Raw genomic sequence first — 14,993 nt, 5'->3', positions numbered from 1 at the left:
TTGCCTCGATCTCGGCAAACGCTTTCTGGAGCAAATGCTGCCCCGCAGCAAGTGGCGGGATACGCATCGATCCGCCATGGGCCAGCGACTGCCGAACCGGGTGCGATCAACGTGTTGGGCGGTCAATGAGAGGGACAGGCCGATCTGCCAGAGGCCCGGCGCTAGCGCTCACCAATCGTGGCACCCAATCCCTCGGGCAACGGCCCACCGGCCTGTGCCATCTGAGCACGGGCCAACCAATCCGCCACATCAGGCGCGGGAAGCGCCGTTTTGCGCGTCGTCAGATCCACATGCAGCAACATCTGTTCGCCCGTCGCGCAAAGCCTCTCATCCACAAACAATTCCTGCCAGATATGCAAACGCTTGCCGCCGCCCTCGATCACCCGCGTGGTGACCTGGATCCTTTCGCCGATCTGTACCTCATCAAGATGACGGATATGGGTCTCGACCGTGAAGATCGACAAGCCGCTTTCCGGATCCATACCCGCCCAGTTCAGCAGTTGATCACAAGCGTTGGAAAAGGCCGTCAGATAATGCGCCTCGTTCATATGACCGTTGTAATCGACCCAACTGACCGGCACCTGCCGGTCCAGCGTCACGGGTGCGGCGGGGGCGTCGGGAGACGGCGCGGCCAAGGCAAAGCGCGTGCCATGGGCGGCCAGATGTGCCCCTGCCCCCTCCCCCCGATCCTTGAGCGCGCGCAACAGCGCCACCAGGTTGCCATCCCGCGCGGCCTCTAATTCGGCAATGGAGCGGTGGCCCGATTGCGCATCGGATTGCTCGGCGATCCGCGAAATCAGCGCCTTGTCAAGATCCGGCACCTCCATCAGCTTCGTCCAAGGCCATTTCAGTGCCGGGCCGAATTGCCCCAGGAAATGCGCCATGCCGCCTGGCCCGCCAGCGATCCGGTAGGTCTCGAACAGACCCATCTGCGCCCAACGCAGGCCAAACCCCATCCGGATGATCTCATCGATCTGACCGGTGGTGGCCACCTCATCTTTGACCAGCCAAAGCGCCTCGCGCCAGACCGCCTCCAACAGACGATCCGCCACATGGGCGGGGATCTCACCCGCGACCCGGGTGGGGGCCATGCCGATCTCGGCCAAGATCGTCTCGGCCCGTGCCAACATGTCCGGCGCTGTCGCGTCTGAGCCGACAATCTCCACAGCGGGCAGCAGATAGACCGGGTTAAACGGATGCGCGACAATGATCTGTGCCGGGTCGAGCGCGCCTGTCTGCAAGTCCGACGGGGTGAAACCCGACGTGGACGAGGCGAGGATCGCGGCCGGATCGGCCACAGCCTGCACATCTCGGTAAAGCGCGTGTTTCAGGTCAAGCCGTTCCGGCAGACTTTCCTGAATCCAGTCCGCGCCCCCGACGGCCTCTGCCAGTGTCTCACAGAGCGTCACTGCGCCTTCGGCTGGCAGCGGGCCGTCATAAAGCGCCGGCAGGCTGGCCCGCGCACGATCCAGCGCGGCGTGCAAGGTCTCTGCCGCAGCCGGTGCGGGGTCGAACACGCGAACCGGCCACCCCATCAGCGCGAAGCGCGCCGCCCAGCCCGCCCCGATCACACCGGCGCCGAGGATTGCCACAATCCCGCTCATACCAGCGCCCGCACGTGATCCGCCATCGTCGCGCCGAAGGCGCGGTGAGTCTCGGGCGCCCAATGGACGCCATCGACCGGAGAGACTTGCGCGTGATCTCCTGCGGCGAGAAATGCCGCCCCCGCCCGATCCGCGGCGGCGTGCATCTGGGCCTCAAGCCCGATCTGCCGCGCCTCCGCCCCGGCGAAGACATCGACCAGGCACCCGGCCTCCTGAACCGGCACCGGCGCCAGGACCAGAACCCGGACGCCCGGCACCAAAGCGCGTGTTTCGACCGCCAAACGCTCGACGCTGCGCGCGATCTCGTAGGCGCTGACCGAAAAGCGCTGTTTCAAATCGTTCGTGCCAAGCATCAGCACAACCAGATCCAGCGGCACATGGCTGAGCAAGATGGCAGGCAACACCGTCATCCCGTTGCGGTTGCCCCCCTCCACAGGATCATCGTGGACCGTGGTGCGGCCCGGCAACCCCTCGGCGATGACGTCAAACCCATCCCCCAAAGCGGCGGCCATCGCATCGGGCCAGCGGTCGCCCGGCGGATGCCGCAGCGAGGTGCCCAGCCGCTCCAATGGCCCGGTGCCATGGGTGTTGCTATCGCCATAGATCAGAATGCTCGCCATGCCCGCCTCCGGTTTCCAGCGAAGGTCGCAGGGGCACTGGCCGATGGTCAAGCCGTCTCACGCAAAAGCGCTGCGGCGCGTGCGGCCCAGGCTGCGTAGATGTCAGGGCCTGGATGCAGCCCGTCTTCGGCCATCTGCGAGATATCCTCGGTGAAATCCATCGGCAAATGCTGCCCGCCCCGCGCCGCGGCCAAGGCACGGATCACAGTATCAAAGCGTGCGGCCCGGGCGCCCAACACATCGCGCAAAGGCCGTGGCAGGATCGGCAACAGGCCCATCGGCGGCACGCCCGACAGCACGACATGCCGAACCCCGAACCGCGTGGAAAGTTGATCGAGCGTGGCGGCATACGCCGCCTCAAACCTCGGCAAAGGAACGAAATTCTTCGTGTCATTCACCCCCAACGCCACCAGCGCATGGCTGAAGGTCCCTGCCGGAGTGGATTGCAAAAGCGCCTGCGCACTGCGGGCCGTCGCGCCGGATTTCGCCACCAGGCGCCAACTCACCCGATGGCTCCGCGCCAGATCCGCCACGACCTGGCCCGCCAAAGCGGCTTCCTGCCGGGCCACGCCGACCCCAGCAGCAGAGCTGTCGCCCAGGATCAGAAGCCGCAGGTCCGGCCCCGCGCCTGCCACGCCCGCGCGCGGTCCCTCCGCCTCGGGCAGGCGTGTAGCGCGGGCCGCAACCCACACACCCTGCACCAGCAGGATCGGCGCAAGCGGCCAGACGCGCGTCAATAGGGCATCGGATGGGCCTGGTGGGTCTCGTTGATCGCCGCCATGACCTCATCGGACAAAGTCGTATCCAGCCCGTCCAGAACATGCTGGAGCTGCGCGCTGGTTGTCGCGCCAAAGATCGTCGAGACCGCAAAGGGCCGCTGGACCGTGAAGGCCAGGGCCATATGGATCGGGTCGATCCCATGCGCCTGCGCCAGATCCACATAAGCCTCGGCGGCCTGCATCGCGCGGTCGGTCTTGCGCCCGCCCAGTTCCGGCGACAGCGACATTCGGCTGCCGTCAGGCACCGCGCCGTTGCGGTACTTTCCGGTCAGCATTCCGGCGGCCATCGGCGAGAACGCCAGAAGGGTCACCTGCTCATGCACGGCCAGTTCCGACAGATCCGTGTCGAACATCCGGCACATCAGCGAATACTCGTTCTGGATCGTCTGTACCCGCGGCAGGTCCTGCTCGTCCGCCAGGCGCAACCACTGCGCCGTCCCCCAGGCGGATTCATTCGACAGGGCAAAATGACCGATCTTGCCCGCGTCCTGGGCGGCTTTGGCCGCCCCGAGCACATCGCGCATATTGTCGAGGATCTCGGTGCGATCCCCTTGCGGCTCATAGGTCCAATTCTGCCGGAACATGTAGGATCCCCGGTTGGGCCAGTGCAGTTGGTAGATATCGATATGGTCGGTCTTGAGCCGGGCGAGAGAGCCATCCAGCGCCTCGGCAAACGTGGCCGCGCTGATCGGCTGACCCGGCCGCACGAAACGCTCATTATAGCCGGAGCACTTGGTGGCCAGCTTGTACTCGGCCCGCCGCCCAGGATGGGCTGCGTTCCAATTGCCGATGATTGCCTCGGTGTTGCCGACCGTTTCAGGGCTGACCGGGTTGACCGGATACATCTCGGCGGTATCAACCACGTCGATCCCGGCATCGAGCGCCATATCCATCTGCCGGTGGGCATCGGCCTCAGGCGTCTGGGTGCCCCACGTCATGGTGCCTAGGCAATAATCGGTGATGGTTTGGCCGCTGGAGCCAAGGGGGATCGCGCGCATATTCGGGGGCCTTTCACGGAATGTCGCAGCGCAAATTAGCGAGGTTTTCCGGGGGTGCAAGGCGTCGGCCCGACCGGCGCGCGAGCCACGCCCACAACACGACACTTCTCTCAGTGCAACGGCGAAGGAGAGTTTCAGGGCGCACTTCAACAAAGCGATCAAACCGCCCACCCCAGCGCTGAACTCACCGCAGATCGCATCATCGCCCACTGCGCGCCACACGGATTTTTCCCAAAAAAATCCGCCATCGGCAGCCCAGACTTTCGAGGAAATTCTGCCAGCAAGGCCCCGAGACATTTTTTAAGAAAAATGTGTGCAGCGCCCCATGCAAGCGACAAACCGGCGACTTCCCAACCCTCCAGCCAATTGGCCGAACCCATAGCACCAGGGCCGATGCGGCTTGCATAGCGCCATTCCGGCCCCTACCAGCAATCTCACATAGCAAAGGCCCCTCACCATGCGCCTGATGATTTCCTTTGCCGCGCTGTTTTTGTCGGTGATCCTGCTGCAGGTCTCCTCCAGCGGGGTGGGTCCGCTTGATGTGCTGTCGGGGGCTGAGCTCGGCTTCACCAACGGACAGATCGGGCTCTTGGGCTCGGCGCATTTCTTTGGCTTCTTCGTGGGCTGCTGGTGGGCACCGCGCTTGATGGGAACGGTTGGCCATTCCCGCGCATTTGCGGTGTTCACGGCCATGGGCGCCATCGGCCTGATGGCCCATATGCTGGTCATTCACCCTTATGCCTGGGCAGCGATGCGGGTTGCGACGGGCCTTTGCATTGCAGGCTGTCTGACGGTGATCGAGGCTTGGCTGCAAGCCAAGGCCACCAACCAGAACCGTGGCCGCACCCTGGGCATTTACCGGATGGTGGATACGGGCGGCCAGCTTGTAGCGCAGCTTTTGATCGGGGCGCTCGCCCCGGCCTCTTACATCTCCTACAACCTCCTGGCGATTATCTGTTGCGCGGCGCTTTTGCCGCTGACGCTGACCCGCTTGAAACAGCCTGAGACGACGGGTGCCCCCCGCTTGGCTCCTGCACTGGCCTGGCGCCTGTCTCCCCTCGCCGTGGCGGGCGCCATCGTGGCGGGTCTGTCGGGCGCGGCGTTTCGCATGACCGGCCCGCTTTATGGCGCCCAGGTGGGGCTGGCGGCCAATTCCATCGGGCTGTTCCTGGGCGCCTTCGTTTTGGGCGGTGCGCTTGCGCAATGGCCCGCGGGCTGGTTGGCCGATCGCTATGATCGGCGCTGGATCCTGGTCTGGTTCTCAGTCGCCTCGATCGGCGCCTGCGCGGTCACAGTTGCGGTGCCCGGCCTGGGTCCGATCGGCATCTTTGGCGCAGCCCTCCTGTTTGGCGCCACAACGTTCCCGATCTACTCGGTCTCCGCCGCGCATGCCCACGATTGGGCCGATGACAGTCAGCGGATCGAGCTGTCGGCGGCGCTCATGTTTTTCTTCGCGGCCGGCGCGATCGTGGCGCCCCTGACGACCTCCGCCCTGATCTCCGCCTATGGTCCCGCCGCGCTGTTCGGCTTCATCTCCGTGGCCCATGCCATTCTGATCGTCTTCGGCCTGTTGCGGATGCGCCGCCGCGCCCCGTCCGACACGCGCCGACCCTATGTCTGGATCCCGCGCACCTCGTTCCAGGTCGGCAAGCTTTTCCGCCGCGGGCCATGGCAATAACCGACCCTTGCCCGACTTCTGACGCGATCTGCCTCTAAATCCGCGCCATGATCCTGATCCGCCACGCCCTGACCCTGATCCTTGGCCTTGCCTTCGTCCTGGCCGCTGCTGCCGCCGCATTGCCGCTACTCGACTCGCCCGAGGCAAGCCGCGCATCCGCCCCGTTGCCATTGGCCAGCGCCCCGAATGCCACGCCCACCCCGGTTCTGCGCGCCGCACCCTCGGGCCCGCCCATCGACAGCGCCGCGCTGGACGCGGCCTGGCAGAGCTGGATGGCGGAGCGGAACGTGACCGAAGGCGCCCTTGTTCTTCTGTCCCCAGACGGACAGCTTCACCGCTCCGCCCTAGGCCGCGCCACGTCAGACATCGTGCCCGTCGCCAGCCTGTCCAAGACGATCACCGGGCTCTGCCTGGATGACATCCTGCAGGAACAGGACCTTAGCTGGTACACCCGGCTTGGCGATATTCGCGATCAGATGTCGGCAATCCGCGTCACGCCGCAATCCTGGAACGAGCACATCACGCTAGCCGCGCTCGCCACCCACACGTCGGGCCTGTCACCAGATCTGACCCAGGGCCTCATGGGATCGGAACTGCACGGCGCGCTTGGCCTGCACCGGCGCACGGCGACCGAAGCCCTGCGCGAAGACAATATCCAAGGCCGCTCTGGCACATACTTCTACAGCAACACGAATTACGCCGTCCTCGGCGTCGTGATCGAGGCACTGACCGGCGAAAGCTATGCCCAGACCTGCGCAGCCCGTGTCCTTGCGCCTGCGGGCATCACCGACGCGGTGATCGAGGGGCGCATGGGCTCCATGTCATCCTTCGCCGGGTGGGAGTTGTCCGCCGAAAGCTATGCGCGGCTGGCGCAGCATTGGTTCACCGCGGGTCGCGACGCCATCGACCGCCCCTTCGAGCGTCCGATGCACGACAATTACACCATCGGCTACCGCATCATCGGCGACGGGCCATCCGCCATTGTCACCCAGGCTGGACGCTACTGCCATTCCCGCCCAGAGAGATCAAACGGCGCGTTTTTCGTCGCCCGGGGCGACGGCACCGTTGCCATGGCGACCTGGGCGGGTTGCGTGCCGCGCGGCGAGGTCCCCCCTTTCGAGGCACTGATGCGCTGACCTACTGGCGCTAACCGCGGCACGGCGCTAAAGGTCTGCGCGACCGTTTCGCGAAAGACCAAAACGCCATGACCCGCACGCTCATCACCAGCGCCATTCCCTATATCAACGGGATCAAACACCTTGGGAACCTGATCGGCAGCCAATTGCCCGCCGACCTCTATGCCCGCTATCTGCGCGCGCGCGGGCAAGAGGTGCTGTTTCTCTGCGCCACCGACGAGCACGGCACACCGGCGGAGCTTGCCGCCGCCAAGGCTGGCAAACCCGTCGCCGAATATTGCGCCGAGATGTGGGCCGTCCAGGCCGAGCTTGCCAAGGGCTTTCGCCTGTCCTTCGATCATTTCGGGCGCTCCTCCAGCCCGCAAAACCATGCCCTGACCCAGCATTTCGCCGAACGCCTGGCCGATCAGGGGCTGATTTCCGAAGTCACCGAACAGCAGGTCTATTCCAATGCGGATGGCCGCTTTCTGCCCGACCGTTATATCGAAGGCACCTGCCCCAATTGCGGTTATGACAAGGCCCGCGGCGATCAATGCGAGAATTGCACCAAGCAGCTTGACCCGACCGACCTGATCAACCCGCGCAGTGCCGTCTCGGGCTCCACCGATCTGGAGGTACGCGAGACCAAACACCTCTACCTGCGCCAGTCGAAGATGCGTGAGCGGTTAAGCGATTGGATCGACAGCAAGACAGATTGGCCGATCCTCACCACCTCCATTGCAAAGAAATGGCTCAATGATGGGGACGGCCTTCAGGACCGTGGCATCACCCGCGATCTCGACTGGGGTGTGCCCGTCATGCGCGGCGATCAGACCTGGCCCGGGATGCAGGGCAAGGTTTTTTATGTCTGGTTCGACGCACCGATCGAATACATCGCCTGCGCGGTGGAAGCTGTGGAGGAAGGTAAGATTTCTGATTGGGAACGTTGGTGGCGGACAGACAAGGGCGCTGATGACGTTCGGTATGTTCAATTCATGGGCAAGGACAACGTGCCCTTCCACACGCTCAGTTTCCCCGCCACGATTCTCGGAAGTGGCGAGCCCTGGAAGCTGGTCGATTACATCAAGTCGTTCAATTACCTGAATTACGATGGCGGCCAGTTCAGCACCTCACAAGGCCGGGGCGTCTTCATGGATCAGGCTTTGGAGATCCTACCGAGCGATTATTGGCGTTGGTGGCTGCTCAGCCATGCGCCCGAAACCTCCGACAGCGAATTCACCTGGGAAACGTTCCAACAGGACGTGAACAAGGACCTGGCCGATGTGTTGGGGAATTTCGTCAGCCGGATCACCAAATTCTGCCGCTCCAAATTTGGTGAGGCTGTGCCCGAAGGCGGCGCCTATGGCGACCAGGAAACGGCACTGATCGCAGATCTGGAAAAGCGCCTGACCACCTATCAGGCCCATATGGATGCCATCGAGATCCGCAAGGCCGCCGCCGAACTGCGCGCGATCTGGGTTGCCGGCAACGAATATCTGCAATCCGCGGCACCTTGGACGGCCTTCAAAACCGATCCCGACCGCGCCGCGGCCATCACCCGCTTTGCGCTGAACCTGATCCCATTCTATGCGGGCCTCTCCGCGCCCTTCATCCCCGACGCGGCCCGCGCCATGGCGTACGCGATGGGCTCCGATCTGGCCTGGCCCAAAAGCCCTGCGATGAACACCCTGCCCGGCGGCCACGCCTTCACCGTGCCCGATGTGCTCTTCGCCAAGATCGCCGATGAAGATCGAGAGGCCTGGGCGGCGAAATTCTCCGGCACGCGTAGCTGAACAGGCCTCTGCCACCAATCCGCGGCAGCACGGCTCTGCGAGGGGCCCGATAGGGTCCACGAGCCGGGCCGTCGCCCGGTGCAAATGCTTCCATTCGCACGACGTTCAGCCGCGTAAAACCGCGCCTGGATTCAGGATGTTTTTAGGGTCTAAAGCGGCTTTGATCGCGCGCATCGCCGCCAGCTTGCCAGGATCACCGTAGCGCTCCAGATCCTCGACCTTCAGCCGGCCGATCCCATGCTCCGCCGAAATCGAGCCGCCCAGTTCGTGGGTCAGATCATGCACGCAGGCCTTGATCGCCGCCCGTTCGCTTTCATGATCCGAGCGGCTGTGCCCCGGGATGGGAAACACATTATAGTGCAGGTTCCCATCGCCCATATGCCCGAAACAATTGATCCGAAACGTGTTGATCTGCGCCAGACGGCCCGGCGCCTCGGCGATGAAGTGCGGGATGGCCCCGACCGGCACCGAGATATCGTGGGAGGAGATCGACCCGATCCGGCGGTTGGCTTCGGGGATGTTCTCGCGGATCGCCCAAAGATCTCGCCGATCAGCATCGGATTGCGCGATCACGCCGTCACTCGCCAGACCGGCCCCGTGGGCCTTTGCGAACAACGCCTCCAGGGCCGTCGCCGGATCGCCGTGGCTCAGCCCCAGATCGATCAAACAGCACCATTCGGGCGCGGGATCGAAGGGCACCCGCACGTCCGGCCCAACCTCCGCCAGAAAGTCGAAGCCCATTTTGCCGATCAACTCGAAGGCCGAGACACCCTCACCGATCTCTGCCTGGGCCAGCCGCAGAAGATCCAGCGCTGCTTCGGGCGACGGAACAACCAGCAGTGCCGCACCGGTCTGAGCGGGCATCGGATGCAGGCGCAAAGAGGCCGCGGTGATCACACCCAACGTCCCTTCCGACCCGATCAGCAAATGCCGCAGATCGTAGCCCATGTTGTTTTTTCTGAGTGGTGACAGGGTGTTAACGATGGTGCCATCGGCCAGAACGGCCTCGATCCCCAGAACCAAATCCCGCGTATTGCCGTAGCGGATCACATTCACACCGCCCGCATTCGTGGCCAACAGCCCCCCGATCCGCGCCGAACCTTGCGAAGCCAGCGTCAGCGGGAACACCCACCCTTCGGCCTCCGCCGCGGCATGGATATCGGCTAGGATCGCGCCGGCCTCCACCACCATCGTGCCCGCCTGGGCATCCATCGCACGGATCGCGCGCATCCGTTCCAGCGACAACAGGATCGGCGCAGGCCCGTCGGGCAGAAGCTGTCCCCCGACCAGGCCCGTCCCACCGCCATAGGGCACAATTGGTGTCGCCGTATCGGAGGCAAGGCGCAGGACGGCCGCGACTTCATCCACGGTTTCAGGAGCCACAACCGCCGCGGCTTGCCCCTGCCAACGGCCCCGCGGCTCCTGCAGATATCCCGAAGTGTCGCGAAACGCGTTCGCGGGCAACGCTGCCTGTAAAGCGTTCAGAATGTTCATGAAAGACAGGTAGCATTGTGGCGTGCAATGTCAGCCCACATCGGTCTTTCCCCGCCGATCATAGCGCAGATTTGCGTAAAGCACGTGGTTCCGCCAGCGCCCATTGATCTGCAGATAGCTCTGCGCCACGCCTTCATATTTGAACCCGCTTTGTTCAAGCACCCCGCGCGAGGCCGCGTTTTCAGGCAGGCAGGCGGCCTCAAGCCGCGACAGATCCAGCGACCGGAACGCGTAGTGGCACACGGCCCCAATCGCCTCGCGCATGTAACCTTGCCGCACAAAGGGCTGGCCGATCCAATAACCAAGCGTCCCCGATTGGGCAGGCCCCCGGCGCACATTGTCCAGGGTGATGGCGCCCAGCAGCGCATCATCGGCCCGCCGCGTGATGAACAGCGGCACCGCAGATCCCTGCCCGACCGCCCGCGCCGCCCAATAGACCCGCGCGGTGAAGGATTTCCGCGTCAGATGATCCTCGGCCCAGGTCGGCTCCCAGGGGGTCAGGAAATCGTGGGATTGGTGCCGCAACGCCGCCCATGGCCGGAAATCCGCATGCCGGGGCAGTCTCAGGGTCAGTCGTTCCGTCTCTAACCGCAGGTTTCGCTTGCGCGCAATCATCAGGCCGCCAGACGCTCCGTCACACGTGCCAATTCAGGGGCGCCATCGACCGGTCCATAAAGCGCCATCGCCGCCCGGCCCGACCCCGCCAACGCGGCCCCATGGGCCTTCAGCCCAGCCAATGTCACGCCGTCGATCCGCGCCACGGTTTCCTCCAGTGCAGGCACCCGGTTCCAGATCGCCACCAGCCGCGCCAGACGTTCGGCGCGCGCCGAGGGCGATTCCAGACCCATCAGCAGCCCCGCCTTCATCTGCGCCCGCGCGCGCGCCAATTCCGCCTCGGTCATCGTCTCAGCCGAGCGGCGCAACTCATCCACGGTCAGGCCCACAAGCTCCGGCAGATCGTCACCCGAGGTGCCCGCATAGATCGTCAGCAGGCCGGTATCGTCGTAGCTGCCGACCTGGGAATAGATCGTGTAGCAGAGCCCACGCTTTTCGCGGATCTCCTGGAACAGACGCGACGACATCCCGCCCCCCAACGCTGTTGCAAAGATTTGCGCCGTATAAATGTCGTCGGACCGATAGCCCGGCGCCTCAAGCGCCAGTGTGAAATGGGCCTGTTCCAAGCCTTTCGTAACGCGCCGTTCTCCGCCCGCAAATTGCCCCGGCTCGGGCCGGGTCGTGGGCGTCGGCGCCATATGGCCAAAGATGCCTTCGGCCAGCCGCACGATCTCGTCATGATCGACCGCACCCGCCGCCGACAGGATCAATTGGCCGGGCCCGTAATGCTCGCCCACGAAGCGGTCGAAATCGGCGCGCCCAAAGGACCGCACGCGTTCGGACGGGCCAAGAATGGTCCGGCCAAGGGGCTGTTCGGGATAAGCCACCTCTTGCAGCCAATCGAAGATGATATCATCGGGCGTATCGGCGGCTTGGCCGATTTCCTGCAGGATCACACCGCGTTCCACCTCGATCTCGCGCGGATCGAAGACGGGATTCAGCACGATATCCGCGATCAGATCCAGCGCCAGGCCCACATCCTGCCGCAAAACCCGCGCGTAATAGGCCGTCACCTCTCGCGAGGTATAAGCGTTGATATAACCGCCCACATCCTCGATCTCTTCGGCGATCTGCAACGCGCTGCGACGCGCCGTGCCTTTGAACGCCATATGTTCCAGGAAATGCGCGATACCGTTCTGGTCGATCCGTTCGTGGCGCCCACCGGCATTGACCCATAGGCCCAGGGCCGCCGATTCCAAGCCCGGCATATGTTCCGTCACGATCCGCAATCCGTTGGGTAGGGTATGAATCTCAACCGTCACGCAAAAACACCTTCTTCGATGACAGCCTCAATCGCCGTCAGATCATTTTCCACACGCTGTACGCGCTCGGGCCGGTCGAACAGATCGGCCATCCGCGCAGGCAAAGGCGGGCGTGTGCCCGCGGCGGCCTCGACCGCATCAGGGAACTTCGCGGGATGCGCGGTGGCCAGGGTGACCAGCGGCACGGCGCTCTGGAAATCTTGCGCCACATGGACGCCCACCGCGGAATGCGGGCACAGCAGTTCGCCCATCTCGGGCACGGCGCGTTTGATCATCGCGCTGGTCTCAGCCTCCGATGCGCGGCCGCTGGCGAAGCTTTCGCGCAAGGCTTGCATCGCGCCCTGGCTGATCTTGAACCCACCGCCCGATTTCAACTCGTCCATCAGCTGCGCCACGGCGTTGCCATCGCGCCCATAGGCGTCAAACAGCGCGCGTTCGAAATTTGAGCTGACCTGGATGTCCATTGACGGGCTGATCGAGGGCGTTACGCCTTCGGTCGTATAGGCCGACGAGACCATCGCGCGGTGCAGAATGTCGTTCTGGTTCGTCGCGATGATCAATTGCGCAATCGGCAAGCCCATCTTCTTCGCGATATACCCCGCGAAGATGTCGCCGAAATTGCCCGTGGGCACACAGAAGGAAACTGGCCGCAACGGCGCACCCAAGCTGACCGCCGCGCTGAAATAATACACCACCTGCGCCAGGACCCGCGCCCAGTTGATCGAGTTCACACCTGCCAGCTTCACCCGGTCGCGGAACTCGAAATGATTGAACATGTCCTTCAACCGCGCCTGGCAATCGTCGAAATCGCCGGTCAGGGCGAGCGCATGGGTGTTGGCCTCGGTCACCGTGGTCATCTGGCGGCGCTGCACCTCGGACACGCGGCCATGGGGGAACAGGATGAACACATCCACATTGTCGAGGCCGCGAAACGCCTCCATCGCGGCAGAGCCCGTATCGCCCGAGGTCGCGCCCACAATCGTCACCCGATCCCCGCGTCGCGACAGAGCGGCCTGGAACAGCTGCCCGATCAGCTGCATCGCGAAGTCTTTGAAGGCCAGCGTCGGGCCGTGGAACAGCTCCAACAGGTAATGGTTCGGCTGCAATTGTTTCAGCGGCGCGCGGGCTGCATGACCGAACCCCGCATAGGCTTTGTCGATCAGATCCGCGAATTCCGCATCGGTGAACGTGTCGCCGATAAAGGGGCGCATCACGCGAAACGCGATCTCCTCATAGCTGAGGCCCGCCATCGCCGCGATATCGCCTTGGCCTAGCGTCGGGATCTCGGCGGGCACATACAATCCGCCATCCCGCGCAAGGCCTGTTAGCATCGCGTCTTCAAAGCTCAAATCCGGCGCAGCGCCGCGCGTGGAAACGTACCGCATGGAGAGTCCCTTAGGCTGTTCGTCGGGTGATACGCCAGCCAAGGAACGCTGTCATCCCCAACCAGACAAGCGCCAGCCCAAACCATTGCACGGCGTATCCCAAATGGTTGTTCGGAATGCCGTCCGAGCTGACCGGCAAGGGGGTGACCGGGCTGTCATCGACCGACAATGACCGGGCGATGATCAGGATCGGATCGGCCCCCAGATGGGCGGCCAAGGCATCGACGTCGCGGGCGTACCAGATGTTGCGGCCCAGATCGGCGTCGGGCGTGAACCCGTCCACCTCATCGGGCCAATGCAGGTTCCCTATCACAAGCGCGGGGCCCGCCAGATCTGGCGCCTCAGCGCGTTCGGCCAAAAACCCGCGATCCACCATCACGCGACGTTCGCCCAGATCGAAGGCTTGGATCAGGCGGTATCCGGGCCCCGATCCTTGCAGGCTGACCAAAACGCGCACCGGATCACCGACAAACGCGCCCTCGGCACTCACGGGCAGATAGCGATCCGCCTCGGGGTCGGGATCGCCGGGGATGGCGACCGGCGCCGCGGTGATGCGCGTATCGATCTCGGCCAAAACCCCCTCTTTCCAGGATAAGCGTTGCAATTGCCAAAACCCCAGCCCGGCCAGGATCCCGGCGCCGATCAGGCCAAACAGAACAACTATGATCAAACGGCGGGTCATCGCGGTCCTAGAATTGCCAAGGCCCACCCCAAACGGTGGGCCTTTCAGATCAAGATCACCGCAGCCGATCCGGGTGGGGGCGGCGGCGGCGGGGTGGGTGGGTGGGCGACGGTGCCGCACCCACCCTGGGCTAACTTAGCCCTGACCCCAGATGTAGACGGCCACGAACAGGAACAGCCACACGACATCAACGAAGTGCCAGTACCAGGCGGCCGCCTCGAACCCGATATGCTTCTCGGCGGTGAAATGCCCCTGACGTACCCGCAGATAACAGATGAACAGGAAAATCGTGCCGATGATCACATGCAGACCATGGAAGCCTGTGGCCAGGAAGAAGGTCGAATAGAACTTGTCGCCATCCGGGCCGCCGAATTGCCAGCCGTAATGGGCGATCAACTCGTAATATTCAAACGCCTGCAGGCCGGTGAAGGCGACGCCCAGCACAACCGCACCGATCAAGCCGTATTCCACGTCCTTGCGCGAGCCATTATGGACCAGCGCGTGGTGCGCCCAGGTTACAAGGCAGCCCGACAGCAGCAGGACCAGCGTGTTGATCAGCGGCAGGTGAAACGGGTCCACCGCGTAGATCTCCGGCGGGATATAGCTGGAGGCCTCGTAAGTGTTCATCGGGAAGATGGCGTGTTTGAAGAACGCCCAGAACCACGCCGCGAAGAACATAACCTCGGACATGATGAACATGATGAAGCCATAGCGCAGGCCCAACCGCACGACCGGCGTATGGTCGCCCTCGCCGCTTTCGCGGACCACATCGGCCCACCACGCATACATCACGTAAAGCACCGCCGCGAAGCCGATCAGGAACAGCCAGGGGGAGCCGGCATGCATCCAATTCACCGCACCGAACAGCATCGCAAACGCGCCCACCGCGGACATGAGCGGCCAAATCGATGGCGGCAGGATATGGTAATCGTGGCGTTTTACGTGGGCCATTTGGCGGGTCTCCGGTC

General features: G+C 63.8%; 13 protein-coding genes. 3 read left to right on the top strand and 10 right to left on the bottom strand.

From position 1 onward, the window contains the following. Positions 1 to 161 precede the first annotated feature (161 nt). Genes V8J82_RS13800 through V8J82_RS13785 form a run of 4 tightly spaced genes read right to left on the bottom strand, consistent with a single transcriptional unit; the run spans position 162 to position 4,001 of the window. Entirely contained in the window at positions 162 to 1,604 is a 1,443-nt protein-coding gene (locus tag V8J82_RS13800; RefSeq protein WP_339975945.1) for a carnitine 3-dehydrogenase, read from the bottom strand. Beyond that, positions 1,601 to 2,224 carry an SGNH/GDSL hydrolase family protein gene (locus tag V8J82_RS13795; protein ID WP_339975944.1) on the bottom strand — a complete coding sequence of 208 codons (624 nt, stop codon included), beginning with the start codon at positions 2,222 to 2,224 and terminating at the stop codon, positions 1,601 to 1,603. Before V8J82_RS13795 ends, V8J82_RS13800 begins: the two co-directional genes overlap by 4 nt. A gap of 47 nt (positions 2,225 to 2,271) precedes the next feature. After that, positions 2,272 to 2,925 (bottom strand): SGNH/GDSL hydrolase family protein, encoded by a 654-nt coding sequence (locus V8J82_RS13790; protein ID WP_339975943.1) that lies wholly within the window; start codon positions 2,923 to 2,925, stop codon positions 2,272 to 2,274. A gap of 32 nt (positions 2,926 to 2,957) precedes the next feature. Continuing rightward, positions 2,958 to 4,001: an aldo/keto reductase gene (locus tag V8J82_RS13785; protein WP_339975942.1), complete on the bottom strand. Its 1,044-nt coding sequence runs from the start codon at positions 3,999 to 4,001 to the stop codon at positions 2,958 to 2,960. A 457-nt stretch (positions 4,002 to 4,458) separates the two neighbouring features. Between V8J82_RS13785 and V8J82_RS13780 the strand changes: the two genes are divergently transcribed. The 3 genes from V8J82_RS13780 to metG all read left to right on the top strand — a co-directional run bounded on the left by V8J82_RS13780 (position 4,459) and on the right by metG (position 8,587). Continuing rightward, the gene (locus tag V8J82_RS13780) at positions 4,459 to 5,679 is read left to right on the top strand and encodes an MFS transporter (RefSeq protein WP_339975941.1); all 1,221 of its coding nucleotides are present in this window, start codon (positions 4,459 to 4,461) and stop codon (positions 5,677 to 5,679) included. A 47-nt stretch (positions 5,680 to 5,726) separates the two neighbouring features. Beyond that, on the top strand, positions 5,727 to 6,815 hold the full coding sequence (locus V8J82_RS13775) for a serine hydrolase domain-containing protein (protein ID WP_339975940.1): 1,089 nt from the start codon (positions 5,727 to 5,729) through the stop codon (positions 6,813 to 6,815). A gap of 68 nt (positions 6,816 to 6,883) precedes the next feature. Beyond that, positions 6,884 to 8,587 (top strand): methionine--tRNA ligase, encoded by a 1,704-nt coding sequence (gene metG / locus V8J82_RS13770; protein WP_339975939.1) that lies wholly within the window; start codon positions 6,884 to 6,886, stop codon positions 8,585 to 8,587. 105 nt (positions 8,588 to 8,692) lie between these two features. Here the strand turns inward: metG and V8J82_RS13765 are convergent, their stop codons facing one another. From V8J82_RS13765 to V8J82_RS13740, 6 genes are all read right to left on the bottom strand, one after another. After that, on the bottom strand, positions 8,693 to 10,081 hold the full coding sequence (locus V8J82_RS13765) for an FAD-binding oxidoreductase (protein WP_339975938.1): 1,389 nt from the start codon (positions 10,079 to 10,081) through the stop codon (positions 8,693 to 8,695). A gap of 30 nt (positions 10,082 to 10,111) precedes the next feature. Beyond that, a complete protein-coding gene (locus V8J82_RS13760) occupies positions 10,112 to 10,696 on the bottom strand; it encodes a GNAT family N-acetyltransferase (RefSeq protein ID WP_339975937.1) in 585 nt (194 codons plus the stop codon). Further along, on the bottom strand, positions 10,696 to 11,958 hold the full coding sequence (locus V8J82_RS13755; RefSeq protein WP_339975936.1) for a M16 family metallopeptidase: 1,263 nt from the start codon (positions 11,956 to 11,958) through the stop codon (positions 10,696 to 10,698). Before V8J82_RS13755 ends, V8J82_RS13760 begins: the two co-directional genes overlap by 1 nt. Continuing rightward, positions 11,955 to 13,343, bottom strand: coding sequence for a threonine synthase (gene thrC, locus V8J82_RS13750; RefSeq protein WP_339975935.1), 1,389 nt, complete (start codon positions 13,341 to 13,343; stop codon positions 11,955 to 11,957). Before thrC ends, V8J82_RS13755 begins: the two co-directional genes overlap by 4 nt. A 10-nt stretch (positions 13,344 to 13,353) precedes the next feature. Beyond that, positions 13,354 to 14,025, bottom strand: coding sequence for an SURF1 family protein (locus V8J82_RS13745; RefSeq protein WP_339975934.1), 672 nt, complete (start codon positions 14,023 to 14,025; stop codon positions 13,354 to 13,356). Between the two features lie 135 nt (positions 14,026 to 14,160). Beyond that, positions 14,161 to 14,976 carry a cytochrome c oxidase subunit 3 gene (locus tag V8J82_RS13740; RefSeq protein ID WP_339975933.1) on the bottom strand — a complete coding sequence of 272 codons (816 nt, stop codon included), beginning with the start codon at positions 14,974 to 14,976 and terminating at the stop codon, positions 14,161 to 14,163. Positions 14,977 to 14,993: the final 17 nt, after the last annotated feature.

Source organism: Gymnodinialimonas mytili (genome assembly GCF_037544085.1).
Lineage (GTDB): Bacteria > Pseudomonadota > Alphaproteobacteria > Rhodobacterales > Rhodobacteraceae > Gymnodinialimonas > Gymnodinialimonas mytili.
This window is presented reverse-complemented; position numbering and strand designations above follow the sequence as displayed.